This is a genomic window from Crenobacter oryzisoli, from assembly GCF_030385785.1.
Lineage (GTDB): Bacteria > Pseudomonadota > Gammaproteobacteria > Burkholderiales > Chromobacteriaceae > Crenobacter_A > Crenobacter_A oryzisoli.
Map to the genome: position 1 here is coordinate 38,754 of NZ_JAUEDK010000018.1, position 22,965 is coordinate 61,718.

Genomic DNA, 22,965 nt, shown 5'->3' on the forward strand with positions numbered 1-22,965 from the left:
GCGGGTTAAGGCTCCGGTCTTGCAAAGAAAAATTAGTCTTGCTCGTGGTACTTGCTCGGCAGCGCCGGTAGGCGGCGATCCGGTATGCGCGGGCTGCGCGCAACCAGCATCAATACCCCCGCTAGCACCATCCCCAGCGCGATCAGCGGCATGAGCCGCCATGAGGCGGCGTCGTAGAGATAGATCACCAGGCCGGCATAGACCAGCAGGGGCGAACTCACCAGCGTTGACTTGTTCAGCCCGTCGAGCAGCAAAAGCGCCACGCCGGCAATCGCCAGCAGCAGCGCAAGCAAGGTAGTAGTGTTCGGCAGTAGCTCGGTGCTCTTCAGAAACCACAGACAGCCGACGATGATCAACAGAACCGGGGCGGCGGCACTACGCATCGCTCAGCCCTTGTCGCGCATCATGCGCTGCTTTTCGCGGTCCCACTCGCGATCTTTCTCGCTCTGGCGCTTGTCGTGCTGCTTCTTGCCGCGGGCGAGGCCGACCTCGGCCTTGATCCGGCCCTTGTTATAGTGCAGATCGAGCGCCACGAGGGTGTAGCCAGCGCGTTCCACCTTGCCGATCAGCTTGTTGATCTCCGACTGGTTCATCAGCAGCTTGCGCGGCCGGACCGGGTCGGGCTTGATGTGGGTGGAGGCGGTGGGCAGCGGGGTGATGTGGCTGCCGACCAGCCAGAATGCGCCGCCCTTCCAGTTGACGTAGCTCTCCTTGAGCTGCACCCGGCCGGCGCGGATGGCTTTCACCTCCCAGCCTTCCAGCACCAGCCCGGCCTCGAGCTTGTCCTCGATGAAATAGTCATGGAAGGCCTTGCGGTTTTGCAAAATGCTCATGTGAAGCGGCGGGTTATGTGCAGGAAATCAAGAATTTTACCAGATTTGCCTGCCGGCTGTCCGGACACTGCGCGCCGGACGGGTGACCCGGGCTGGCTGCGATGGCACAATGGGGCTTTGCCCGCATCTTGGGCAAGTCGATTTTTAGCCTATCGCCATGTCCGTAGTAGAAAAGAACGTTTTGGTTACCCACACGCCGGCTCAGATGTTTGCGCTGGTTGACGACGTGCCGCGGTATCCGCGCTTCTTGCCGTGGTGCGGCAAAGCCGAGGTGCACTCACGCAACGGCCACGAGGTGGTGGCGAGCCTGACCATCGATTACCTGAAGATTCGCCAGCACTTCACCACTCGTAACAGCAATGTCTCCGATCGTGAGATCAAGATGGAGTTGGTCGAGGGGCCGTTCCAGCACCTGGAAGGGGTATGGCAATTCCATCCGGTCGGCGATTTCGGTTGCAAGATCGAGTTCCGGCTGACCTACGAGTTTTCCAGCAAGATCCTCGAGAAGATTATCGGCCCGGTGTTCGGTCATATTTCCGGGACGCTGGTCGACGCGTTCATCAAGGAGGCGGACCGGGTGTACGGCGATGACTGAGGTGATCGAGGTAGAGGTGGCCTATGCCCGGCCTGAGCGCCAGATGATCGTGCCCCTGTCCGTGCCGGCGGGGACGACCGCGTTGCAGGCGGTGCAGTTGTCGAAGTTGGCCGAGCAGTTTCCCGACATCGATTTGGCCGATCTCAAGCTCGGCATCTTTAGCAAGGCGGTGAAGCCTGATACGGTGCTGCGCGCGCGCGACAGGGTGGAGATCTATCGGCCACTGATCGCCGACCCGAAAGAGGTGCGCCGGCGCCGTGCGGAGGCTGGCAAGGCGATGAAAAAAGGCGGAGGCTCGCTCGACGAATAAGTCGTGCCAGGGCTGCCGCAAAACAGGCCGCGAAAGCGGCCTGTTTTGCATTAACGACGGCGTCGGACTCAGCGTGATGACACCTCGTCCAATACGGTTGGGGGGCTGTCATCGTCGGCGAGAAGCACCCGGTTCTTGCCGGCCAGCTTGGCCAGATACATTGCTCGGTCGGCCCGGTCGATCAGTTCGACGTCGAGCATGCCCGATTGCCAACGAGCTACGCCAGCGCTGAACGTCATCACCAGCCGCTCCGAGCCGGCGGTCAGCGGCACACGAGCCAGTGACTGTTGCAGCTTCTGAATGGTGCGCAGTGTTTCGTGCTCGGCGCTGTTCGGCAGCACCAGCACGAATTCCTCGCCGCCGAACCGCGCGAGCACGTCGGCAGGCCGGATTTCGCGACGCAGCGTGTCGACCAAGTGCTTGAGTGCCTCGTCGCCGACCAGGTGGCCGTAGTTGTCGTTCAGCTTCTTGAAGTCGTCGAGGTCGAGCAATGCTAGGCACAATGGTTGGCCGTTGCGCTCGGCGCGCAGGATTTCCTGCTCCAGCCGCTCGGCCAAGCCGTCGCGATTGAATGCACCGGTCAACTGGTCTTCCTGCACCCGGCTGGATGCGGCCGCCAGCGCCGCTTCCAGTTCGGTGATACGTAACTCGGCCTCCTGCATCTGGCTACGAGTTGCGGTGAGTTCATCACGAGATTCGGCCAGGTTCAGCTGCAGGCCGGTCGTGTCGTCCATCAGTGCGGCGACGATATGGGTCAGCTCGCTCATTTCACTGGCTTGGCTGATCTGCTGGCGATGTTGGGTCAGCTTCTCCTGGAAGCTGTCGGCGCTTTCGGTTATCAGCGACAGCCGGTCGATGAAACGGTCGAGCAGGCTGCGCAGCTCGTTGGCGGCCTTGTCGAGCGAACTCTTCAGGATGCCCTGCTGGTAGATCACTTCCTTCAGGCTGGCTTCGAGCTGGCCAACGCTGTCGAGGGTCAGCGGTTCATCGCTGAGCAGGCCTTGCAGTGCGCTGATCTGGTCGGTCAGATAGCTATCAGGGCGATAGAACTCGGCAATGTTTTCCAACAGCAGACTGAGTACGTCGCGCAGGGCCACCGCCAGACTTTCCTCGCCCTTGTTGTGCAGCTCCAGACTGAAGAAGAAATTACGCAGCTGGGTGAGAAAGTTGTTGAGGTCGAGATCATCGCCGAGTTCAGAGATCTCAGTAAGCAGGACCTGATAGGCTTCTGCGAGAGCCGGGTGCAGTTGTACCCGCGGCTCGATGCCGTATTTGAAGCTTAGCTGCAGTAGGCGGCGTACCAGCTGCCAGTCAGCGCCGAGTGGCGGCGGCGGGGCGGCTGAACGGGCGTCATCGCCGTTGCTGTCATCCGACTGGGTGGCCCACTGCTTCACCAGGTTGCTGAGCGTGCGGTTGAGTTCCGCGGGCTGGTTGCCAAAGGCGAGCAGCACCCGCTCCAGCGAGGCGCGCCGATGTAACTGGCCGCGGTCCCAATGTTCAACGTCCCACTGTTTGATCAGCTGTTGCAGCAAGGCACCCCAGGGTTCGGCCAGGGAGGTGGCATTGCGGCTTTGTGTGACGTAATCGATGGCGATGGTCGGCAGGACTTCCCAGTGACCCTTGTCGGTCTCCTGGCGGAACCGAGTCAACAGGGCTTGCTGGCTCGGGGTTTGGCCGGGTAGGGCCTCGAGTGAACGGTACAGCTCACCGGCGAGCTTCAGCTCCTGATTGGCGGGTACCTGCAGGATATCGTGGTAGACACGGGCGTAGTTGTCAGGTGTTGGTGCCAGCTTCTGTAGGGCCAGCTGCTTAAGTGCCTCGCGGGCAACCTCGGTCGGGTTGTGAGGGGGAGGGGACCAGACGCGGGAAAGACCTTTTGTGCGTGCCATCGCTATGGACTATAAGGTCGGACCCATTAGGCCGGAATGGCTCCGGGATGGGCCGGACGGGATGAAATCGGTAGGTTGCAAAACAAGTGGGCCTGCGGCCCACTTGTCGTTGATCGGTCGTTTTGGTCAGCCGGCGCGAGCGGGCTCGAGTAGCTGGAAGAAGACTTCGCCGTTGCGAATCATCCCCAACTCGTTGCGGGCCCGCTCCTCGATGGCGTCGTTACCGAGCTTCAGGTCGCGCACTTCAGCCGACAGCGCGCTGTTGCGTGCCAGTAACTGCTGAGTGGCGACATGTTGCTCGGCGACCTGACGATCGAGCTGCCACACCCTGAACCAACTGCCCTTGCCGAACCACAATGGGTACTGCAGAGCAAGGATCAGGACTACCAGGGTCAGGGTGAGCCAGCGCATCGCTTACTTCAACTGGTAGAACGCACCTTTGCCCGGGTAGAACGCAGCGTCGCCGAGTTCCTCTTCAATGCGCAGGAGCTGGTTGTACTTGGCCATGCGGTCCGAGCGGCTCAGCGAGCCGGTCTTGATCTGCATGCAGTTGGTGGCAACGGCGAGGTCGGCGATGGTGCTGTCCTCGGTTTCGCCCGAACGGTGGCTCATCACGCTGGTGTAGCCCGAACGCTTGGCGAGATCGACGGCCTTCAGCGTCTCGGACAGTGTGCCGATCTGGTTCACTTTCACCAGCAGCGCGTTGGCGAGACCGGCCTTGATGCCTTCTGCCAGGATGGTCGGGTTGGTCACGAACAGGTCGTCGCCGACCAGCTGCACGCGGCCAGCCAGACGGTCGGTCAGGATCTTCCAGCCCGCCCAGTCGTGCTCGCTCATGCCATCCTCGACCGAGATGATCGGGTAGTTGTTGACCAGGGTTTCCAGGTAGTCGACGAACTGCTCGCTCGACAGCGACAGGCCTTCGGCCGACAGGTGGTACTGACCGTTCTTGAAGAACTCGCTGGACGCGCAGTCCAGTGCCAGCATCACGTCTTCACCCGGCACGTAGCCGGCTTGGGTGATCGCTTCGAGGATCAGCTTGATCGCGTCTTCGTGCGAGGCCAGGTTCGGGGCGAAGCCGCCTTCGTCGCCGACGCTGGTCGAGTAACCCTTGTCGTTGCACAGCTTCTTCAGCGCGTGGAACACTTCGGCGCCGCAGCGCAGCGCTTCGCGGAAAGTCGGGGCGCCCACCGGCACGATCATGAATTCCTGGATGTCCAGGCTGTTGTTGGCATGCGCGCCACCGTTGATCACGTTCATCATCGGCACCGGCAGGCTCATCGGGCCTGCGCCGCCGAGGTAGCGGTACAGCGGCAGACCGGAGTCTTCGGCGGCGGCGCGGGCCACGGCCATCGACACGGCCAGCATGGCGTTGGCGCCCAGGCGGCTCTTGGTTTCGGTGCCGTCCAGCTCGATCAGGGTCTTGTCAATGAAGGCCTGGTCGGCGGCATCGAGGCCGATGATCGCTTCGCAGATTTCGGTGTTGATGTTTTCCACCGCCTTGAGCACGCCCTTGCCGAGATAGCGGGCCTTGTCGCCGTCGCGCAGTTCGAGGGCTTCCTTCTCGCCGGTGGACGCGCCGGACGGCACAGCCGCACGGCCCATCACGCCGGATTCCAGCAGGACATCGGCTTCCACGGTCGGATTGCCGCGCGAATCCAGAATCTCGCGGGCGACCACGTCGATGATCGAACTCATTCCATCTCCCCTTTTGTCTAAGGATGTCTTCAGTGTAAAGCGGGTATGCTTTCGGCCACCCTTTGAAGCTGGCTGGCCGAAAAGACTAGGCAAAGCTTACAACGAATGCTCTGGCAGCGGTTGTGACTTGACCAGTGCGTCGATTGCTTTCAGTGTGGCCAACAATTCTTTCATTCGGTCGAGAGGCCAAGCATTCGGGCCATCCGACAGTGCCTCGCACGGGTTCGGGTGCGTTTCCATGAACACGCCAGCGACGCCCGAGGCGATCGCTGCGCGTGCCAGTACCGGCACGAACTCACGTTGGCCGCCGGAGCTGGTGCCTTGGCCGCCGGGCAACTGGACCGAATGGGTGGCATCGTACACTACCGGACAGGCGGTCTCGCGCATGATCATCAGCGAGCGCATGTCCGACACCAGATTGTTGTAGCCGAACGACGCACCGCGCTCGCAGGCCATGAAGCGGTCGGTCGAGAGGCCGGCTTCAGCCGCGGCATCTCGCGCCTTGTCGATCACGTGCTTCATGTCGCCCGGCGCCATGAACTGGCCCTTCTTGATGTTGACCGGCTTGCCGGACATCGCCACCGCGCGGATGAAGTCGGTCTGACGGGCCAGGAAGGCTGGGGTCTGCAGCACGTCGACCACCGAGGCCACTTCCGGTACCTGTTCTTCGGTGTGCACGTCGGTGAGTACCGGCACGCCGATCTGGCGCTGTACTTCCGACAGAATGCGCAGGCCTTCGTCGATGCCGAAGCCGCGGAACGACTTGCCCGACGAACGGTTGGCTTTGTCGAAGCTCGACTTGTAGATGAAGTTGATACCAAGCTCGCCGGTGATTTCCTTGAGCTTGCCGGCGGTGTCGAGCGCCATCTGCTCGCTTTCGATCACGCAGGGGCCGGCGATCAGGAAGAACGGCTTGTCGATGCCGACGTCGAATCCACACAGTTTCATGCTCTGCTCCATAGCAAAACGGGCGGCAAGCCGCCCGTGCCAGTGATTACTGGGCCTTCTCGGCCTGGTGGGCGAGGGCCGCCTTCACGTAGGCGATGAACAGCGGGTGGCCATCGCGCGGGGTCGAGGTGAATTCCGGGTGGAACTGGCAGGCGAAGAACCAGCGATGGTCCTTCAACTCGACTGTCTCAACCAGTTTCTCGTGGCCGGCGGAACGGCCGCTGATGGTCAGGCCAGCCGCTTCCAGGCGCGGCACGTAGTGATCGTTCACCTCGTAGCGGTGACGATGCCGCTCGACGATCTGCTCGGCACCGTAGATTTTTGCCGCCAGCGAGCCCTGCACCAGGTCGCAGGCCTGGCCGCCCAGGCGCATGGTGCCACCCAGGTTGGAGTTCTCGTCGCGGGTCTCGATCTTGCCGTCGTGGTTCACCCACTCGTCGATCAGCGCCACCACCGGGTATTCGGTCTCAAGATCGAACTCGGTCGAGTTTGCGCCGGTCAGGCCGGCCACGTCGCGGGCGTACTCGATCAGCGCGATCTGCATGCCCAGGCAAATGCCCAGATACGGGATGTTGTGCTCGCGTGCGTATTTCACCGCCTTGATCTTGCCTTCCACACCGCGCTTACCGAAGCCGCCTGGCACCAGGATGGCGTCCATGTCCTTCAGCACGGCACAGCCGTCACGCTCGACTTCTTCCGAGTCGATATAGTGGATGTTGACCTGAGTACGGGTATGCACGCCGGCGTGCTTGAGCGCCTCGGACAGTGATTTGTACGACTCGGTCAGGTCGACGTACTTGCCGACCATGGCGATGTTGACCTCGTGGTCCGGATGCTCGATCGCATCGATGATGCGGCTCCACACCGACAGGTCGGCCGGGGGCAGTTCCAGCTGCAGCTGCTCGCAGATGATCTCGTCGATGCCCTGGGCGTGCAGCATCGCCGGCACTTGGTAGATGCTGTCGGCGTCGTAGCAGCCGATCACGGCGTTCTCTTCGACGTTGCAGAACAGGGCGATCTTGCGCTTTTCGTCTTCCGGCAGTTCGCGGTCCATGCGGCACAGCAGCACGTCCGGTTGGATACCGATTTCGCGCAGTTCCTTCACCGAGTGCTGGGTCGGCTTGGTCTTGATTTCGCCGGCGGCGGCGATGTACGGCACATACGACAGGTGCACGTACAGGGTGTTCTTGCGGCCGAGGTTGGAGCGCATCTGGCGGATCGCTTCCAAGAACGGCAGCGACTCGATGTCGCCAACGGTGCCGCCGATCTCGACGATGGCCACATCAGCATCGCCGGCGCCTTCGCCCATCTTCAGCTTGATTTCATCGGTGATGTGCGGGATTACCTGCACGGTGCCGCCGAGGTAGTCGCCGCGGCGTTCCTTGGTGATCACCGATTCGTACACCTGGCCGGTGGTGAAGTTGTTCGACTTCTTCATCTTGGCGTGGATGAAGCGCTCATAGTGGCCAAGGTCGAGATCGGTTTCGGCGCCATCTTCGGTGACGAATACTTCACCGTGCTGGAAGGGGCTCATCGTGCCCGGGTCGACGTTGATATAGGGGTCGAGCTTCAGCATGGTGACTTTCAGCCCGCGCGATTCGAGGATGGCCGCAATGGACGCAGCGGCGATGCCCTTGCCGAGGGAGGACACCACGCCGCCAGTCACGAAGATGTACTTGGTCATGGGAATATTGATCCGTGGGAATCCGGGATTTTAACCCGAAACCGGCCCGGTTTGAACCGTTGACATCTCGCCGCTTGTCGGCATGTCGGCTTGGGCAATGGTGGCGTTCTGGCGACAGTCGGGCACGCCCCCTGCATGTTGTGTGCCACAAGCCGCCATGGCTCCGGTATGATGCGCGTCCTGCGTCTCGCCGGGCAGGGGGCGGAGCGTGGTCGACTTGAGTATCCTGCTGTTTTTGTGTTATAAAGCCCCTTTTACCGGTTTTGGGAGTTCAACCATGGCGCGTGTTTGCAAAGTCACTGGCAAACGTCCGGTGACCGGGAACAATGTGTCCCACGCCAACAACAAGACTAAACGTCGTTTCCTGCCGAACCTGCAGTACCGCAAGTTCTGGGTAGAGAGCGAAAACCGCTGGGTTCGTCTGCGCGTATCCAACGCCGGCCTGCGTACTATCGACAAAGTCGGTATCGAAGCAGTCCTGGCTGATCTGCGCGCCCGCGGCGAAATCTAAGCGACGAGTAACGAGGTATATAGATCATGCGCGACAAGATCAAACTGGAATCGACCGCTGGTACCGGTCATTTCTACACCACCACCAAGAACAAGCGCACGATGCCGGAAAAGATGGAGATCAAGAAGTACGATCCCGTCGTCCGTAAGCACGTGATCTACAAAGAAACCAAGCTGAAATAAGCGGTTTCTCTGTTCTGGTCCAAAGAACCCTTCGCTGGTGCATGGCGAAGGGTTTTTTGTTGTCCGATTGATTTGTCCACTAGGACAATCGCCCCGCTTCAAAACAAAAGGTTGGCCATTTGGCCAACCTTTTTTGGTTTTGCTTTGCGCGTTGGGGCACGAAGGTTTAATGCGTTTGTTCCAGCGCCCGTTGCGTGCGCAGCGCCAGCACCAGGTCCTGCCAGGCCTTGGCCTTGTCCGGCAGGTTACGCAGCAGATAGGCTGGGTGGAAGCTGACGATCAGCGGGATGTCGTGGTAACGGTGCACCTTGCCGCGCAATCGGGCGATGCTGTCGCTGTTCTGCAGCAGTGTCTGTGCGGCGAACCGGCCGAGCGCGATGATCAGGGTCGGCTTGAGGTGGGCGATCTGCTGTAGCAGGTAGCCCTGGCAGGCGGCGATTTCGTCACCGGCTGGATTGCGGTTGCCCGGTGGACGGCATTTGAGCACGTTGGTAATGAACACATCGGTTTCACTGTCGAGGCCGATCGAGGCGAGCATGTTGTCGAGCAACTGGCCGGCCCGGCCGACAAAGGCGAGGCCTTGTCGATCCTCGTTTTCGCCCGGCGCCTCGCCGACCAGTAGCCAGCGTGCCCCCGGGCGGCCCCGGCCAAATACGGTATGGGTGCGGGTTTCGCACAGGCGGCAGCGCCGACAGGCGGCGACAGCCGCCTCCAGTTCGGGCCAGGGCAGCAATTCTCCGGCTTCGGGTAGCTGAGCCGGCGGTGCGATGGGGGGCGGTTCCGCCGCTACCGGGGGGGCAGGGGCGGCAGGCGAGGCCGAACGCTCGGTCAATTCGGTCAACGCAGGTCGAACCGGCCGAGGGGGCGTGGTTTCTGTTGGGGGGCTCGCTTCGACCTCTGCGGCGCGAACTTGGGGTAGGGGCAGCGAGCGGCGCAGCCAGAGTGGCCCAAGTCCCATTGCTTCGATGCGTTGCCACTGCCGGCTCACAGTGATGCCTCCATCAGGATCGCATGCTCGCGGCCCTGCTCGGCACGATAATAGTGCTTACGGATGCCGCATTCGCTGAATCCCAACGATTCATACAGCGAACGGGCGATAGTATTGCTCTCGCGAACCTCGAGGAACATGCGTAGCGCGCCTTGCTGCCGCATTCTCAGCATCAGCTCGCTCAGCAACTGTCGGCCTAGCCCCTGACCTTGCCAGTCGTGATCGATGACGATGTTCAAGAGATGGGCTTCGTCGAGCACCAGCATGATGACGGCGAGACCGACGATTTCGGCATCAAGCTGGGCGATGAACAATTGATGGCCGGACTCGAGGGAGCCGCGGTACTGGGCTTCGCTCCAAGGGTGCGCGGTACTGCGCGCTTCCAGTGTCGCCAGCAGCGTCAGGTCCAGCGCGGAAGCTGGGCGCAGCGTCAGCGTGCTCATCGGCGTTGTGCCTGTTGTTCGCGTGCGGTCAGCGCTACTTTGTTGCGGACATAGAGCAGCTCGGCGCTGCTGGCATCAAGGCTCGGGTAGGCACCGCTGCCGGCCAGGTCAAGATAGGCCGCTGCGCTGGGGCGCAATTCCGGCAGCTGTCGGGCCAACTGGGCCGTCAGATTTTCCGGCAGGCGATCGGCATAGACCGACAGGCCATTGCCCGCCGCGATCCATCCCGACTCTGTCAGCCTTAGTTCGGCCGGGTCGAGCAGTTCGATCGGTCCTTGGCGGCGTACCCCGTGCCTGGTGTCGTAATGGCCGACGTAGACTTCTTGCATCCGGGCATCGAGGCAGACCAGCAGCCGTTCGGTCGCCGGTGCCTGCGCGGCGACGGCGTCGAGGGTAGGAATGCCGATCAATGGCAGGCTGGCCGATACGGCTAGCCCTTGGGCCAAACCGGCCCCGATGCGCAGACCGGTGAAAGAGCCGGGACCCTGTCCGTAGACGATGGCATCGAGCTCACCGAGTTTGAGACCTGCAGCATCGAGCAGCTTCTGCAATTCCGGCAGCGCACGCTCGGCGTGCTGCTGGCCGACAGTCTCGTGAAATTCGACCCGTTGTTCGCCGTTCTGGATGGCGAGGGACAGGTCCTGAGTCGAGGTATCGAGGGCAAGCAGCTTCATCGGAGGAGCAACGGTAACGGCAGAAGAGGGGAAGCGCCGAATTATACGCGCAGTTGTTCGGCCCAAGCGAGCGCCTCGACGTGGGCCTGGTTGAGTGCGGCCGGGCCGATGCCGACTTCCTCGCACAGCCGCTCCACCCCGTCGAGCTGACAGGTTTCGCAGGCCAGAGCCAGTCGAAGGAAGGCGGCGCAGGGACCGGTGCCATCGATCAGTGCTGCGGTGATGTTGTCGGGCAGGTGCAGGTGTTGAAGCACCGCTTCCATCGGCATGTCGAACACTGCGTCGAGCAAGGAGAACAGGCCGACGATGAACAGGTTGTCGAGACTTTCTCCGTTTAAGCCGGCTTCGCGGCCGGCCAGTTCCATCAGGCGGCCACGCGTCAGTGCGGTCTTCTCCAGGGCGGTGCTGCTGTCGCGCCCCGGCTTACGGCTGATCAGCAGCAGGATCAGCCAACGGTAGAGCTTCTGGTAACCGAGCACGGTCAGCGCGTGGCTGAACGAGCCGATACTCGTGTTCAGGCCGGCGGCCGCCGAGTTGACGAAGTGCAGGAGCTGATACGACAGTGCCACGTCATGTTTCAGCACCTCTTCGACTTCGCCGACCGGCGCATCCTGGCGCAGCAGGTTGAGCAGTGTCAGGGCATTGGAGAAGCTTGGGTCGATCACCTTGGCCGACAGCGTCTCGGGCCGGGCAAAGTAGAAGCCCTGCATGCCATCGAGGTCGAGTTCGCGGCAGCGGTGGAAGTGCTCGTGTTCCTCGACCCGTTCGGCGATTCGCAGTACCGGATAGTGCCGCAGTCGGGCATTGAGGGTGCGTAGCGTGGTCGCGTCGTTGCACTGGACGTCGAGCTTGACATAACTTGCCAGCTCCAGCAGCGAGGCGGACGGGGCGTCGAAACTGAAGTCGTCGAGAGAGATGCTGAAGCCGAGTGCGCGCAGATGGCGGATGCGCGAGACCAGCTCACCAGTTGGCACCAGCGTTGACGGGATGTCCAATACGACGCGGCGGGCAGGCAAGAGCTCCAGGAAATCGCTGGCCAGCATCGCCTCGCCGACGTTCATGAAGGCGAGGCGATTGCCAACCAGCCACTGGGTGCCCATGTGGTTGAGCGTGTTCAGCAAGACCTGGGTATCAGCATCCAGCTGGGCGTGCTGTTCGGCCGTGCGGCTGTGCGAGCTGGCCCGGAAGAACAACTCATAACCGATTAGTTGCTGGTTGCGGTTCAGAACCGCTTGTCGGCCGATGTAGGCTTCGCTCGCTGTCACATCCTCCATCTGGCTTACCCCGGGTAGTACTCGGGAGTACGCAGGGCTGCTGGCGTGACATCCTTATTGTTCATCAGGTCTTCCATGTCGAGCACGAGTACCACCGAGCCGTCGCCGGAAAGCGTTGCGCCGGCAACGCCCTTCGGGCGAATGTTTTGCAGCGGCTTGATCACCACGTCGTCGCGGCCGACGAACGAGTCGATCGCGAGGATGAACGAGTGGGCGGCCGACTGCATCAGCACGCCGAATGCCGGCTTGTCGGTCGGCTCCCAGCCGAGCAGGTGAGACAGCGATTTCAGCGGCAGGATCTCGTCGCGCACGACGATGGTCGGCTTGTTGGAGACCTCCTGGATCACGTTCGGGTCGATCGGGATGATCTCGCGAACCATGGCGAGCGGCACGGCGAATGCCTGGTTGCAGGCGCGTACCACCAGCACCGGCAGGATGGCGAGCGTCAGCGGCAGGGAAATGCTGATGCGGGTGCCTTCGCCCGGCACCGAGGTGATGTCGATGCGGCCGTTGAGCTTCTGGATGTTGGTACGGACCACGTCCATGCCAACGCCGCGTCCGGACACGCTGGAAATCTGATCCTTGGTCGAAAAGCCCGGCAGGAAAATCAGTTGCAGGCACTGCTTCTCGTCCAGCGCGTTGGCGGTTTCCACATCGATCAGCCCCTTCTCGATCGCCTTGCGGCGCAGGACGTCGGCGTTCATTCCTTTGCCGTCGTCCTGGATCTCGATCAGGATGTGGTCGCCAACCTGCTCGGCGGTCAGGTGCACCTCCGCCTTCGCCGGCTTGCCGGCCGCGATGCGTTCCTCCGGCAGTTCGATGCCATGGTCGACCGCGTTGCGGACCAGGTGGACTAGCGGGTCGTTGAGGTCCTCGATCATGGTCTTGTCGAGTTCGGTCTCTTCGCCGACGATGATCAGTTCCACTTCCTTGTTGAGCTGACGGGCCAGGTCGCGGGCCAGGCGCGGGTACTTCTGGAACAGCCGGCCGATCGGCTGCATGCGCGTCTTCATCACCGCGTTCTGCAGATCGCTGACCAGAAGGTCGAGCTGGCTGACGGCCTCGTCGAGCGAACGCAGCGTGTTCGGGTCGCTATGACCCTGCAGAATTTCGGTGCGCAGCGTGGTCAGGCGGTTCTTGGTCAGACCGATCTCGCCCGACAGGTTGAGTACCATGTCGAGGCGGTTGGTGTCGATCCGGATGGTGTTTTCCTGCTGGCTGCTGCTGACCGGCGCATTGGTCTTGGCCGGTGCAGCCTTGGCCGGTGTCTTGGCCGGTGCGGCTGCGGGGAGAACTTCTCCGCTGACAGCCGCTGGAACCTGGGCTGGTATCGGCGCCAATGCAGGTTGGGTGGCCACCGGCGTGGCGGTACTGGCCGGTGCAGCGGCGACAGCGGCTGCCGGTACGATGACCTGCATCAGGGTGGCCCAATTGGGTTCGGCGCCGCTGGCGGTGGCCGGAGCAGTAGTCGCAGCGGCCACTACAGGGGCGGTGGCCACCGGAGCTGCCGCCGGGGCTGCGTCAGACGCTGCCGAGCCTGCCAAGGCTTCGTCGAGTGCGGCCAGTAGCGCAGGGTCGGCCGAAACTGGTTGCTGGCGTTGCGACAAGGGGCCGAACATGTCGCGTACCACGCCGGTGGCGTCCATGATCACGTCCATCACGCGGCTGTTGAGCGTGAGTTCTCCGTTGCGAAGCTTGTCGAACAGGTTTTCGGTGCGGTGGCACAGGGTGACCATCGCCTTGACGTTCAGGAAGCCTGCGCCGCCCTTGATCGTGTGGAAACCACGGAAAATATCGTTCAGCAGGGCGGTGTTGTTCGGCTGCTTCTCAAGCTCGACCAATTTGTTGTCGACGTCGGATAGCAGGTCGCAGGACTCCAGAATGAAGTCCTGCAGCAGTTCTTCCATTCCCGAGAATTCGCTCATGTTCGGCTCGTTTCGCTTTGGTAATCAGGGACGCTCGGCGCTTAGAAGCCGAGGCTTTCCAGCAGCTCGTCGACCTGGGCTTGGTCGGTGACAACGTCGTTCTTGCCCTGCGCATTGACGACCGGACCGTTGAGCAGGTTCGGGTCGAGCCCAGCCTTCTTGTCCGACGGCAGGTGCTGGATCAGCAGCGTCAGCAGTTCGCCTTCCAGCACCTTGACCACGTCCATGATCTTCTTGATCACTTGGCCAGTCAGATCCTGGAAGTCCTGGGCAAGGATGATTTCCATCAACTGGGTGTTGGTGGCTTGGGTGTGAGCGGGAACCTTGTGCAGATATTGGCGGGTCTCGCCGGCGAGTGCGGCAAACTGCTCTGAGGAGAGCTGGTTGGCGTAGAGCTGCTCCCAACGGGCGGACAAGCCTTTCGCCTGGCTTTCCAGTTCGTCCTGCAGCGGCTTGGCGATGTCGGCGGCATTCAGCGTACGTTCGGCTGCCTTTTCGGTCAGCTCGGCGATGTAGGCGAGACGGTCTCGGGTATTGGGGATCGCCTCGGCCACTTCTTCCAACGACTTGTCGTAGCCAAGCTCGCTCAGAGTGTCGTGCAGCTTGCGCGCCAACTGGCCAACCTGATGGTACATGTCGCTACCTGGGGTGAGCACTACCGGCTGGGCCGCAGCGGGCGTGGGGGCGGCTGCGTTGACCACGGACTGCTGGGACTGAATGCTGTTAAACAGAGCTTCCAGTGCTGGCGAGTCGCCGCTTTCCAGGACCACGGACTGCTGGGACAGAATGCTGTTAAACAGAGCTTCCAGTTCTGGCGAGTCGCCGCTTTCCAGTAGATGATCCGGCACAATACGTCTCCTGCGATGCTAAAAACCCAAGGGGGACTCAGGCGGTAGTCAGGGTGGTGAAGATCTTGCTGAGCTTCTCTTCGAGTGTGGCGGCGGTGAACGGCTTGACGATGTAGCCGCTGGCGCCCGCAGTAGCCGCTTCGATGATGTTCTCGCGTTTGGCTTCGGCGGTGATCATCAGGAAGGGCAGCGTGCGCAGCTGTGCGTCGCCACGAACGGCGCGCAGCAGTTCGATACCCGTCATGTTCGGCATGTTCCAGTCGGACACGATGAAGTCGAAGTGCTGGGTCTTCAGCTTGTGCAGTGCCACCTGGCCGTCTTCAGCTTCGTCGACGTTGGTGTAGCCGAGCTCCTTGAGCAGATTTCGCACGATGCGGCGCATTGTGGAGAAGTCGTCGACCACAAGAAAGCGAAGGTTTTTTTCTGACATGAAACGTAATTCCTAGTGTAATCCCTGAGATTACAGCGCCGGCCGGCGGTTAACGCTGCAGGATCGGGATCAGAGTTTCGGCCAATACGGCCGGGTCGAATTTGGCGACGTAGGCGTCCACCCCGACGCTGGCACCCATCGCCCGGTTGGCGTTGGACGACAACGAAGAATGCATCACTATAGGGATGCCTCGGAAGGCGGGCTCTGCCTTGATCAGTCGGGTGAGCACGTAACCATCCATCTCAGGCATTTCGGCATCAACCAGGATTAACTTGAGCGTATCACTCAGTGGCTTGTTGTCGTCGCGGTGGCGGGCGGCCAACATCTGCAGTCGATCCCAGGCTTCGCGGCCGTTGTTGGCTTGCTGGTACTTGACGCCCATCTTGTCGAGCACCATGGTGATTTCCTTGCGGGCCACCACCGAGTCGTCGACGAAATAGACGTATTGGTCGGCTTCGAGCGAGGCGGTCGGGAGGTCTGGCACGTGGGTGTCGCCGACTACGCTCGACAGAATCTGTTCGACGTCGAGAATGGACACGAGCTTGCCGTTATCCAGCTCGGTGACAGCGGTGATCAGGGTCTGGCTGGCTCCGCCTGCCATGTTTTCCGGAGCGCGAACCTTATCCCAGTCTACCCGGATGATGCGATCGACCGATTCGACCAGAAAGGCCTGCGAGCTCTTGTTGAACTCGGTGACGATCATGGTTTCGTACTGGCGGCCCTGGGTTTCCGCGCCGATGAATTTGGCAAGCGAGATGATCGGGATGATGTTGCCACGCAGCGACAGTACCCCTTCGACACCGAACGGCATATTGGGCGAGCGAGTAATGCTCGGGGTCTGCGAGACTTCCCGTACCTTGAACACATTGATCCCGAAGATCTCGCGGGTGCCCAGCGAGAACAGCAGGATTTCCATCTTGTTGGAGCCGGCGAGCATAGTGCGGCCGTCCACCGAGGTGAGCAAAGAGGCGTTGGTTGCCGTCATGGTCTGTTTACCTTAGCGACAGGTCGTTCTGCGTGGTTCTGTAAAAAAATCTTATGTTTTGCCGTGTTTTTATATTTTGAGCAATTCACGGATTTTGCTTGAGAGCTTATGCGGCTCGAATTTTGACACATAAGCGTCGACGCCGACCGATTCGCCAAGTTTCTGGTTGGACTGGCCCGACAACGATGAGTGCATCAACACGGGGATGCCTTCGCAGCGCGGGTCGGACTTGATCATGCGGGTAAGCATGTAGCCGTCCATTTCCGGCATTTCCACGTCGGTAAGCACGAGATGCAGCGAGTCCTTGAGCTTTTTGCCGGCCTGGTCGGCCTGGTTGGCGAGGCGTTGGATGTCTTCCCAGGCGCGCAGGCCGTTGGCCGACGACATGTGGCGAATTTGCATCGTGTCGAGGGTACGCTCGATCTGCTTGCGGGCTACCGCCGAGTCATCGGCGAAGAACACCATGCATTCTTCATTGACAGGCTCGATGTTGATGAAATAGTGGGAGTCGTCGATTGGCGTGGTCGCAGCCAGCACCTTTTCCACATCCATCATCATCACCAGGGTGTTGTTTTCCAGCTCGGTGACGGCGGTGACCAGGCCACCCATACGGTGGTTGATCATCTCGGGCGGGACGCGCATCGCCGACCAGTCCAGGCGCAGGATGGTGTCGACCGCTTCGACGAGGAAACCCTGGGTGTGGCCGTTGTACTCGGTCACAATCATGATTTCCGGAGTCTTTTCGGTCACAATGCCCGCGTATTTGGCCAGGTCGATCACGGGAACCAGCGCACCGCGCAGGCTGACCATGCCTTCGACGGTGTCGGGCATTTCCGGCGCCGAAGTGATCGCCGGGGTACGCATCACTTCGCGTACCTTGAACACGTTGATGCCGAAGGTTTCCTTCCGTCCGGTGCGCTGATCGTGCCCGAGGGTAAACAACAGAATCTCGAGTTTGTTGGTGCCGGCCAGTTTGGTACGGGCGTCAATTTTTTTCAGGAGCTCGGACACGGTTACCTCCAGGAAACCTGTTCATGTGATCGAAATGGTGATGTGCTTGTCGCTCAAAACGGCGTCACCATGTCATTGTAGTAATGACAAATGCATGATGCAAAAGCACTTCCCAAAGCCTGTAAGCGGCACATTTTGTATCTATCATACCGTTTAAGAATCTTTTTACAAATCGCAGCCGTATGACAAATCCTGTCCAAAATGCATCTGTGCGCGAACACCAACAGTTGACCGCGGCGTTTGCCCAATTCAATACCGTGTCCGGTCAGTTGATCGAAGCCTATCACTTGCTCGAGCAACAGGCGGTGCAACTGAACCAGCAACTGGAGGCGGCGAATCAGCGTTTGCGGGTGCAGGGGGCAGAGAATGCGGCGCTGGCCGAACGGCTCGGTCAATTGTTGGCGGCGCTGCCCGGTGGGGTGGTGGAACTGGATGCGGGCGGGGTGGTGCGGCGTGAGAACCCGGCGGCGAGCACCTTATTCGGCCGGCCGTTGGTGGGCTTGCACTGGGGGGCGGTGCTGGCCGACTGCGAGGCCGGGTCGCTGGAGCACAATTATCGCCTGCAGCTGAACGGTCAGCCTGGGGCACGGGTGATGCTGCAGTATCAGGACCTGCCGGAGCTGGGGGGGCGGATCGTGCTGGTGCACGATGTGACCCGACAGTTCGAACTGACCGCCGAGCTGGCGCACCAGCAGAAGCTGGCGGCGATGGGCAGCATGGCGGCGTCGCTGGCGCATCAGTTGCGCACGCCGCTATCGGCGGCAATGTTGTATACAGCCAACTTGCGTGAAGGAGGGCTGGCTCCGGAGGCGCGGGCGCGCTTCGTCGATAAATCGGTGGACCGGCTGCGCGCGCTTGAGGGGCTGATCCACAATATGCTCGACTTTGTGCGTGGCCAGGTGACGCAGCGCGAGCGACTCGTTGCTGGGCAGCTGACCGAGGATGCGCTGCAAGCATTGCCGCCGTCGGCGCAGGGTGTCGAGCTGCGTGGGGTGTCGGAGTTGGGTGAGACGGCGCAGATTCTCGGTGACCGCAAGGCGGTGGGCGGTGCGCTGTCCAATCTGCTCGACAATGCATTGCAGCATTCGCCGCCCGGGGGCGTGGTCGAGCTGTCGGTGCATCAGGCGGGCGATGAGGTGGTCTGGCAGGTGGCGGATCAGGGGCCGGGGTTGCCGGACGGAGTGCTGGAGCAGGTGTTCGAGCCGTTTTTTACTCGTCGTCCAGGCGGCACCGGCCTGGGGCTGGCGATCGTGAAAAAGGTGGCCGAAGAGCTGGGCGGCCGGGTGTCGTGCCGGAACCGGCCGCAAGGCGGGGCGCTGTTCGAGCTGGCGTTGCCGCTGGCCGACGAGGCGCGGCCGGGCGCCGCCAGCTGACAGCGCCCGGCGCCGGCTTACTCTTCCAGGTGCTGTCGTTTGCCGGTGACTTCGGCCCAGTCGGCGTGATCCGGCAGCGGGTCTTTGCGGGCCACGATCACCGGCCAGACTTTGGCGAGCTTGTTGTTGAGTTCGATATATTCCTGCTGGTCGGCCGGTACGTCTTCTTCGGCGTAGATCGCCTCGACCGGGCATTCGGCCACGCACAGCGTGCAGTCGATGCATTCGTCCGGGTCGATCGCCAGAAAGTTCGGGCCTTCGTGGAAGCAGTCGACCGGGCAGACGTCGACGCAGTCGGTGTATTTACATTTGATACAGGCTTCGGTTACAACGTAGGCCATAGCTTTTTCCCTGTGGGTGTCGTGGTCTCGACCCCAATTCTAGCCAAGTTTGCTCCCGCTTTTCATGACCTCCGTCGTTGCCCCCGCTCTCATCGCTTCCGTGTCGACCCCGTACCGTGGCCGATTTGCCCCCAGCCCGACAGGCTTGTTGCATGCGGGTTCCCTCGCCACAGCGGTAGGCAGCTATCTCGAGGCGCGCTGCCGTGGCGGCGAGTGGCTGGTGCGTATCGAGGATCTCGATCCGCCGCGCGAGCAGGCTGGTGCGAGCGAGCACATCCTCGCCACGCTGGCGGCGTTCGGCTTTGAATGGGACGGCGAGGTGGTGTACCAGAGCCGGCGCCATCGGTTATACCGCGAGGCGCTGCAGCTGTTGGCCGAACGCGGTCTGGCCTATCAATGCGCCTGCACCCGGCGCGAGATCGCGTTGGCGGCGCGCCCTGGCGTCGATGGTCCGGTGTACCCAGGGACCTGCCGGCACGGCTTGCCGCCGGGGCGGGAAGGGCGTGCCTGGCGGCTGAAGGTCGAGCCGGGCGAGGTCGGCTTCGTCGACCGGCTGCAGGGGTATTACGCCCAGGACCTGGCGCGCGATGTCGGCGATTTCGTGCTGTTGCGTGCCGATGGCTTCTGGGCTTATCAGCTGGCGGTGGTGGTCGACGACGCCGACCAGGGCATCACCGACATCGTGCGCGGTGCCGACCTCTTGGTGTCGACGCCGCGACAGATCTGGCTGCAGCGCTGTCTGGCGGTGACGACGCCGACTTATTGCCACTTGCCGTTATTGGTCAATGCGGCGGGCGAGAAGCTGTCGAAACAGACGCTGGCGCCGGCGATTGACCCAGGCAGGGCCGCTGCCGAGTTGCGTCTGGCGCTGAACCGCCTGGGGCATGAGCCTGACACCGCCTGCCAGAGCGTAGCCGAGCTGTGGCAGTGGGCCTTCGCCAATTGGCGTCTCGATCAAGTCGCCCCGAGCCCCGTTGCGGTTTGAAGGCCAAGACCTGCTGGTGTCGTTGCATCGCCTTGCGGAACAGGGGCTTTGGCGTCGCTCACAGAGTCCTGCGAAGTGATTCCGACTAGGGATGCTGCCGCGCTGAGGCAAGCCTGCGCAATGGCACTGGCCCAGCGGCGAGACCGGTGCCGTACCCGCGTGGCGCATTGCCAGTATCATGTAAAATTCGTCGGCTTGTGCTTGGTTTTGATTTTTTTCCGATAGTTTTCTCTCGTTTTTTTCTGGTTTATGGCTGGTTGTGCTTCGTTGCTTGATCAAGGTCAAATGACGTTGCAATGCCAATTGCCTGTCCGAGATGCGGTCCTTATCATCGAGTAAAAATAAGTATTTCATTACATTCTTTGTAACGAATGCTTTGGGCGCTACCGAGACGACGAGCTGTCGGCGTCACTCACTCGGGTTTAGGGATTGCGCAGGTGCGCGGTCCGGCAAGTTCGGAGCGGGGACAACCACTCCAGCAAGAAACGAAAGGAAGAGCCATGAGCAAGTTCGGTGTTCATTCTGAGTGCGGCAAGTTGCGCAGCGTGATGGTGTGCCGCCCCGGCTTGGCCCACAAGCGCCTGACGCCGGCCAACTGCCAGGAGCTGCTGTTCGACGACGTGATCTGGGTCGAACGCGCCCAGAAGGACCACGCCTACTTCGTCGAGCAGATGCGCGCCCGCGACATCCAGGTGATCGAGCTGCACGATGCGCTGGCCAAGGTGCTGGACGACAAGGCTGCCCGTACCTGGATCCTCGACCGCAAGGTCAAGGCCGACAATGTCGGGGTCGGCATGCTCGGCGATCTGCGCGGTTGGCTCAACGACATGGTGTCTGCGCAGTTGGCCGAACATCTGATCGGCGGCATCGCCAAGGCCGATCTGCCGTTCGACCCGAAAGGCCTGTTCGGCGGTTACCTCGACCGGTCCGACTTCGTACTGCCGCCGGTGCCGAACACCTTGTTCCAGCGCGACCCGAGCTGCTGGATATACGAGGGCGTCACCCTCAACCCGATGTACTGGCCGGCGCGCCGCCAGGAAACGCTGATCCTGCAATCGGTGTACCAGTTTCACCCGTACTTTGCCGGCAAGGTCAACGTGTGGTGGGGCGGCAGCGACCAGGACCACGGCCCGGCCACGCTGGAAGGCGGCGACGTGATGCCGATCGGCAACGGCGTGGTGTTGATCGGCATGGGCGAGCGCACCAGCCCGCAGGCGGTGGTGCAGGTGGCCAAGCGCGTGCTGGGCAAGGAGGGCGGCGCCACCCGCGTGATTGCCTGCCAGATGCCGAAGTCGCGCGCCGCGATGCACCTCGATACCGTGTTCTCCTTCCTCGACATCGACCTGTTGTCAGTGTACCCGGACGTGGTCGATGAGATCGTCTGCACCAGCATGTACGCCGGTGACCGCGAGGGCGAGATCCGCTTCGAGCGCCATGAAGGCAAGTCGTTCCTCGATGTGGTGAAAGAGGCGCTGGGCCTGTCGTCCATCCGCGTGATCCAGACCGGCGGTGACCTGTACCAGCGCGAACGCGAACAGTGGGATGACGGCAACAACGTGGTGGCGCTGGATCGCCGCGTGGTGGTGGCCTACGACCGCAACACCTACACCAACCGGCGGATGCGCGAGCACGGTGTGGAAGTGATCGAGATCCCGGCGTCCGAACTCGGCCGTGGCCGTGGCGGCGGTCACTGCATGACCTGCCCGGTCATCCGTGACGAAGTGAAGCTGTAAGTCGGGCCGGTTCGGCCGACCATGCGGTTGGCCGAACCTGATCCCCCGTTTCAACCCGAATTCAAACCGACCGACAGGTCGACCGCGTCCGACCCATTCCGTCCCACGCGGCCGCTTGCCAGACCGACTCTAATCAGGAGCTGCAACATGGCTTTCAATCTGCGCAACCGCAACTTCCTCAAGATGCTGGACTTCACTCCGCGTGAGATCCGCTACCTGCTCGACTTGGCCCGCGACCTGAAGCGTGCCAAGTACAGCGGCACCGAACAGCAGCACCTGAAGGGCAAGAATGTCGCGCTGATCTTCGAAAAGACCTCGACCCGCACCCGCTGCGCGTTCGAAGTGGCCTGCTTCGACCAGGGCGCCAACGTCACCTACCTCGGCCCGTCCGGCTCGCAGATCGGCCACAAGGAATCGATGAAGGACACCGCCCGGGTGCTGGGCCGCATGTACGACGCGATCGAATACCGCGGCTTTGACCAGGAGATGGTCGAGCACGAGCTGGCCAAATACGCCGGGGTGCCGGTGTACAACGGCCTGACCGACGAATTCCACCCGACCCAGATGCTGGCCGACGTGTTGACCATGTGGGAGCACAGCGACAAGCCGATCTCGCAGATCAGTTATACCTACCTCGGCGACGCCCGCAACAACATGGGCAACTCGCTCTTGGTGATCGGCTGCAAGCTGGGCATGGACGTGCGCATCGGCGCACCGAAGCACCTGTGGCCACATGACGAGCTGGTGGCCGAATGCCGTGCCATCGCCGAGAAGACCGGCGCCAAGATCACCCTGACCGAAGACGCCCAGGAAGCGGTGAAGGGCACCGACTTCATCCACACCGACGTGTGGGTGTCGATGGGCGAACCGGCCGAGGTGTGGGCCGAGCGCATCAAGCTGCTCAAGCCGTACCAAGTCAACGCCGCGCTGATGCAGGCGGCCGGCAATCCGGTGGTGAAGTTCATGCACTGCCTGCCGGCGTTCCACAACTCGGAAACCAAGGTCGGCAAGGAAATCGCCGCGCAGTATCCGGAGCTGGCCAATGGCATCGAAGTGACCGAAGAGGTGTTCGAGTCGGAAGCATGCATCGCCTTCGAGCAGGCCGAGAACCGCATGCACACCATCAAGGCCATCCTGGTGTCCACGCTGGCCGGCTAAGCGGCCTAGCCTTCGGGGCCGGTGCCGCGTTGCCGGGGCTCCGCCGCCGGCGCCTTGCCCCAACCACGAATGCGTCGCCGCTCACTAACACGGTAGCGCCATCCCGGCCGATCCCCCGCATCGGGCGGGTCGGCCGGTCTCATTCAG

The 22,965-nt window shown here is 61.9% G+C and carries 25 protein-coding genes; 8 read left to right on the plus strand and 17 right to left on the minus strand.

Annotation, left to right across the window (positions count from 1 at the left end; translation table 11 throughout):
- Positions 1-32: 32 nt before the first annotated feature.
- Both QU481_RS11370 and smpB read right to left on the minus strand, forming a co-directional pair.
- Positions 33-383: a hypothetical protein gene (locus QU481_RS11370; protein WP_289830111.1), complete on the minus strand. Its 351-nt coding sequence runs from the start codon at positions 381-383 to the stop codon at positions 33-35.
- A gap of 3 nt (positions 384-386) precedes the next feature.
- Positions 387-833 (minus strand): SsrA-binding protein SmpB, encoded by a 447-nt coding sequence (gene smpB, locus QU481_RS11375; protein WP_289830112.1) that lies wholly within the window; start codon positions 831-833, stop codon positions 387-389.
- A gap of 157 nt (positions 834-990) precedes the next feature.
- On the opposite strand from smpB, the gene QU481_RS11380 reads away from it, so the two are divergent.
- Together QU481_RS11380 and QU481_RS11385 are read left to right on the plus strand one after the other, a co-directional pair.
- Positions 991-1,428 carry a type II toxin-antitoxin system RatA family toxin gene (locus QU481_RS11380; protein ID WP_289830113.1) on the plus strand — a complete coding sequence of 146 codons (438 nt, stop codon included), beginning with the start codon at positions 991-993 and terminating at the stop codon, positions 1,426-1,428.
- Positions 1,421-1,738, plus strand: a complete 318-nt coding sequence (locus QU481_RS11385) for an RnfH family protein (protein ID WP_289830115.1) — start codon at positions 1,421-1,423, stop codon at positions 1,736-1,738. The genes QU481_RS11380 and QU481_RS11385 overlap by 8 nt, the downstream gene beginning before the upstream one ends.
- Before the next feature lie 68 nt (positions 1,739-1,806).
- Here QU481_RS11385 and QU481_RS11390 read toward each other — a convergent pair whose 3' ends face one another.
- From QU481_RS11390 to pyrG, 5 genes are all read right to left on the minus strand, one after another.
- Complete coding sequence (locus QU481_RS11390) at positions 1,807-3,627, minus strand: GGDEF domain-containing protein (RefSeq protein ID WP_289830116.1); 1,821 nt, start codon at positions 3,625-3,627, stop codon at positions 1,807-1,809.
- Between the two features lie 126 nt (positions 3,628-3,753).
- Positions 3,754-4,038 carry a cell division protein FtsB gene (ftsB, locus tag QU481_RS11395; protein ID WP_289830117.1) on the minus strand — a complete coding sequence of 95 codons (285 nt, stop codon included), beginning with the start codon at positions 4,036-4,038 and terminating at the stop codon, positions 3,754-3,756.
- A gap of 3 nt (positions 4,039-4,041) precedes the next feature.
- Positions 4,042-5,325: a phosphopyruvate hydratase gene (gene eno / locus QU481_RS11400; protein ID WP_289830118.1), complete on the minus strand. Its 1,284-nt coding sequence runs from the start codon at positions 5,323-5,325 to the stop codon at positions 4,042-4,044.
- A 96-nt stretch (positions 5,326-5,421) separates the two neighbouring features.
- The gene (kdsA, locus tag QU481_RS11405) at positions 5,422-6,273 is read right to left on the minus strand and encodes a 3-deoxy-8-phosphooctulonate synthase (RefSeq protein ID WP_289830120.1); all 852 of its coding nucleotides are present in this window, start codon (positions 6,271-6,273) and stop codon (positions 5,422-5,424) included.
- Positions 6,274-6,319: 46 nt separating this feature from the next.
- Entirely contained in the window at positions 6,320-7,957 is a 1,638-nt protein-coding gene (pyrG, locus tag QU481_RS11410) for a CTP synthase (protein ID WP_289830122.1), read from the minus strand.
- A 277-nt stretch (positions 7,958-8,234) separates the two neighbouring features.
- Here pyrG and rpmB point away from each other — a divergent pair, with 277 nt between their 5' ends.
- Together rpmB and rpmG are read left to right on the plus strand one after the other, a co-directional pair.
- A complete protein-coding gene (gene rpmB / locus QU481_RS11415; RefSeq protein WP_289830170.1) occupies positions 8,235-8,468 on the plus strand; it encodes a 50S ribosomal protein L28 in 234 nt (77 codons plus the stop codon).
- Positions 8,469-8,494: 26 nt separating this feature from the next.
- Positions 8,495-8,650, plus strand: coding sequence for a 50S ribosomal protein L33 (rpmG, locus tag QU481_RS11420; protein WP_289830123.1), 156 nt, complete (start codon positions 8,495-8,497; stop codon positions 8,648-8,650).
- 166 nt (positions 8,651-8,816) lie between these two features.
- Here rpmG and QU481_RS11425 read toward each other — a convergent pair whose 3' ends face one another.
- From QU481_RS11425 to QU481_RS11465, 9 genes are all read right to left on the minus strand, one after another.
- Positions 8,817-9,491, minus strand: a complete 675-nt coding sequence (locus tag QU481_RS11425; protein WP_289830124.1) for a uracil-DNA glycosylase — start codon at positions 9,489-9,491, stop codon at positions 8,817-8,819.
- A gap of 143 nt (positions 9,492-9,634) precedes the next feature.
- A complete protein-coding gene (rimI, locus tag QU481_RS11430) occupies positions 9,635-10,081 on the minus strand; it encodes a ribosomal protein S18-alanine N-acetyltransferase (RefSeq protein WP_289830125.1) in 447 nt (148 codons plus the stop codon).
- On the minus strand, positions 10,078-10,755 hold the full coding sequence (tsaB, locus tag QU481_RS11435; RefSeq protein ID WP_289830126.1) for a tRNA (adenosine(37)-N6)-threonylcarbamoyltransferase complex dimerization subunit type 1 TsaB: 678 nt from the start codon (positions 10,753-10,755) through the stop codon (positions 10,078-10,080). Before tsaB ends, rimI begins: the two co-directional genes overlap by 4 nt.
- Positions 10,756-10,796: 41 nt before the next feature.
- A complete protein-coding gene (locus QU481_RS11440; RefSeq protein ID WP_289830127.1) occupies positions 10,797-12,029 on the minus strand; it encodes an EAL and HDOD domain-containing protein in 1,233 nt (410 codons plus the stop codon).
- Between the two features lie 5 nt (positions 12,030-12,034).
- Entirely contained in the window at positions 12,035-13,954 is a 1,920-nt protein-coding gene (locus QU481_RS11445; protein WP_289830129.1) for a chemotaxis protein CheA, read from the minus strand.
- A gap of 41 nt (positions 13,955-13,995) precedes the next feature.
- Entirely contained in the window at positions 13,996-14,802 is an 807-nt protein-coding gene (cheZ, locus tag QU481_RS11450) for a protein phosphatase CheZ (RefSeq protein WP_289830130.1), read from the minus strand.
- Positions 14,803-14,839: 37 nt separating this feature from the next.
- A complete protein-coding gene (gene cheY, locus QU481_RS11455) occupies positions 14,840-15,232 on the minus strand; it encodes a chemotaxis response regulator CheY (protein ID WP_289830132.1) in 393 nt (130 codons plus the stop codon).
- Positions 15,233-15,281: 49 nt separating this feature from the next.
- On the minus strand, positions 15,282-16,217 hold the full coding sequence (locus QU481_RS11460) for a chemotaxis protein (protein ID WP_289830134.1): 936 nt from the start codon (positions 16,215-16,217) through the stop codon (positions 15,282-15,284).
- 69 nt (positions 16,218-16,286) lie between these two features.
- Positions 16,287-17,228 carry a chemotaxis protein gene (locus tag QU481_RS11465; protein ID WP_289830135.1) on the minus strand — a complete coding sequence of 314 codons (942 nt, stop codon included), beginning with the start codon at positions 17,226-17,228 and terminating at the stop codon, positions 16,287-16,289.
- 209 nt (positions 17,229-17,437) lie between these two features.
- Between QU481_RS11465 and QU481_RS11470 the strand changes: the two genes are divergently transcribed.
- Positions 17,438-18,601, plus strand: coding sequence for a sensor histidine kinase (locus QU481_RS11470; protein WP_289830137.1), 1,164 nt, complete (start codon positions 17,438-17,440; stop codon positions 18,599-18,601).
- A gap of 17 nt (positions 18,602-18,618) precedes the next feature.
- Here QU481_RS11470 and fdxA read toward each other — a convergent pair whose 3' ends face one another.
- Positions 18,619-18,942, minus strand: coding sequence for a ferredoxin FdxA (fdxA, locus tag QU481_RS11475; protein WP_289830138.1), 324 nt, complete (start codon positions 18,940-18,942; stop codon positions 18,619-18,621).
- A 64-nt stretch (positions 18,943-19,006) separates the two neighbouring features.
- Here fdxA and gluQRS point away from each other — a divergent pair, with 64 nt between their 5' ends.
- The 3 genes from gluQRS (at position 19,007) to QU481_RS11490 (ending at position 22,818) form a co-directional block, all read left to right on the plus strand.
- Entirely contained in the window at positions 19,007-19,927 is a 921-nt protein-coding gene (gene gluQRS / locus QU481_RS11480) for a tRNA glutamyl-Q(34) synthetase GluQRS (protein WP_289830140.1), read from the plus strand.
- A 500-nt stretch (positions 19,928-20,427) separates the two neighbouring features.
- Positions 20,428-21,660 (plus strand): arginine deiminase, encoded by a 1,233-nt coding sequence (locus tag QU481_RS11485; protein ID WP_289830142.1) that lies wholly within the window; start codon positions 20,428-20,430, stop codon positions 21,658-21,660.
- 147 nt (positions 21,661-21,807) lie between these two features.
- The gene (locus tag QU481_RS11490) at positions 21,808-22,818 is read left to right on the plus strand and encodes an ornithine carbamoyltransferase (RefSeq protein ID WP_289830143.1); all 1,011 of its coding nucleotides are present in this window, start codon (positions 21,808-21,810) and stop codon (positions 22,816-22,818) included.
- Positions 22,819-22,965 lie beyond the last annotated feature (147 nt).

Bases quoted from the DNA above. Each gene is read 5' to 3' on its own strand.
- QU481_RS11370 (WP_289830111.1), bottom strand. From the start codon at position 383: ATGCGTAGTGCCGCCGCCCCGGTTCTGTTGATCATCGTCGGCTGTCTG.
- smpB (WP_289830112.1), bottom strand. From the start codon at position 833: ATGAGCATTTTGCAAAACCGCAAGGCCTTCCATGACTATTTCATCGAG.
- QU481_RS11380 (WP_289830113.1), top strand. From the start codon at position 991: ATGTCCGTAGTAGAAAAGAACGTTTTGGTTACCCACACGCCGGCTCAG.
- QU481_RS11385 (WP_289830115.1), top strand. From the start codon at position 1,421: ATGACTGAGGTGATCGAGGTAGAGGTGGCCTATGCCCGGCCTGAGCGC.
- QU481_RS11390 (WP_289830116.1), bottom strand. From the start codon at position 3,627: ATGGCACGCACAAAAGGTCTTTCCCGCGTCTGGTCCCCTCCCCCTCAC.
- ftsB (WP_289830117.1), bottom strand. From the start codon at position 4,038: ATGCGCTGGCTCACCCTGACCCTGGTAGTCCTGATCCTTGCTCTGCAG.
- eno (WP_289830118.1), bottom strand. From the start codon at position 5,325: ATGAGTTCGATCATCGACGTGGTCGCCCGCGAGATTCTGGATTCGCGC.
- kdsA (WP_289830120.1), bottom strand. From the start codon at position 6,273: ATGAAACTGTGTGGATTCGACGTCGGCATCGACAAGCCGTTCTTCCTG.
- pyrG (WP_289830122.1), bottom strand. From the start codon at position 7,957: ATGACCAAGTACATCTTCGTGACTGGCGGCGTGGTGTCCTCCCTCGGC.
- rpmB (WP_289830170.1), top strand. From the start codon at position 8,235: ATGGCGCGTGTTTGCAAAGTCACTGGCAAACGTCCGGTGACCGGGAAC.
- rpmG (WP_289830123.1), top strand. From the start codon at position 8,495: ATGCGCGACAAGATCAAACTGGAATCGACCGCTGGTACCGGTCATTTC.
- rimI (WP_289830125.1), bottom strand. From the start codon at position 10,081: ATGAGCACGCTGACGCTGCGCCCAGCTTCCGCGCTGGACCTGACGCTG.
- tsaB (WP_289830126.1), bottom strand. From the start codon at position 10,755: ATGAAGCTGCTTGCCCTCGATACCTCGACTCAGGACCTGTCCCTCGCC.
- QU481_RS11440 (WP_289830127.1), bottom strand. From the start codon at position 12,029: ATGGAGGATGTGACAGCGAGCGAAGCCTACATCGGCCGACAAGCGGTT.
- QU481_RS11445 (WP_289830129.1), bottom strand. From the start codon at position 13,954: ATGAGCGAATTCTCGGGAATGGAAGAACTGCTGCAGGACTTCATTCTG.
- cheY (WP_289830132.1), bottom strand. From the start codon at position 15,232: ATGTCAGAAAAAAACCTTCGCTTTCTTGTGGTCGACGACTTCTCCACA.
- QU481_RS11460 (WP_289830134.1), bottom strand. From the start codon at position 16,217: ATGACGGCAACCAACGCCTCTTTGCTCACCTCGGTGGACGGCCGCACT.
- fdxA (WP_289830138.1), bottom strand. From the start codon at position 18,942: ATGGCCTACGTTGTAACCGAAGCCTGTATCAAATGTAAATACACCGAC.
- gluQRS (WP_289830140.1), top strand. From the start codon at position 19,007: ATGACCTCCGTCGTTGCCCCCGCTCTCATCGCTTCCGTGTCGACCCCG.
- QU481_RS11485 (WP_289830142.1), top strand. From the start codon at position 20,428: ATGAGCAAGTTCGGTGTTCATTCTGAGTGCGGCAAGTTGCGCAGCGTG.
- QU481_RS11490 (WP_289830143.1), top strand. From the start codon at position 21,808: ATGGCTTTCAATCTGCGCAACCGCAACTTCCTCAAGATGCTGGACTTC.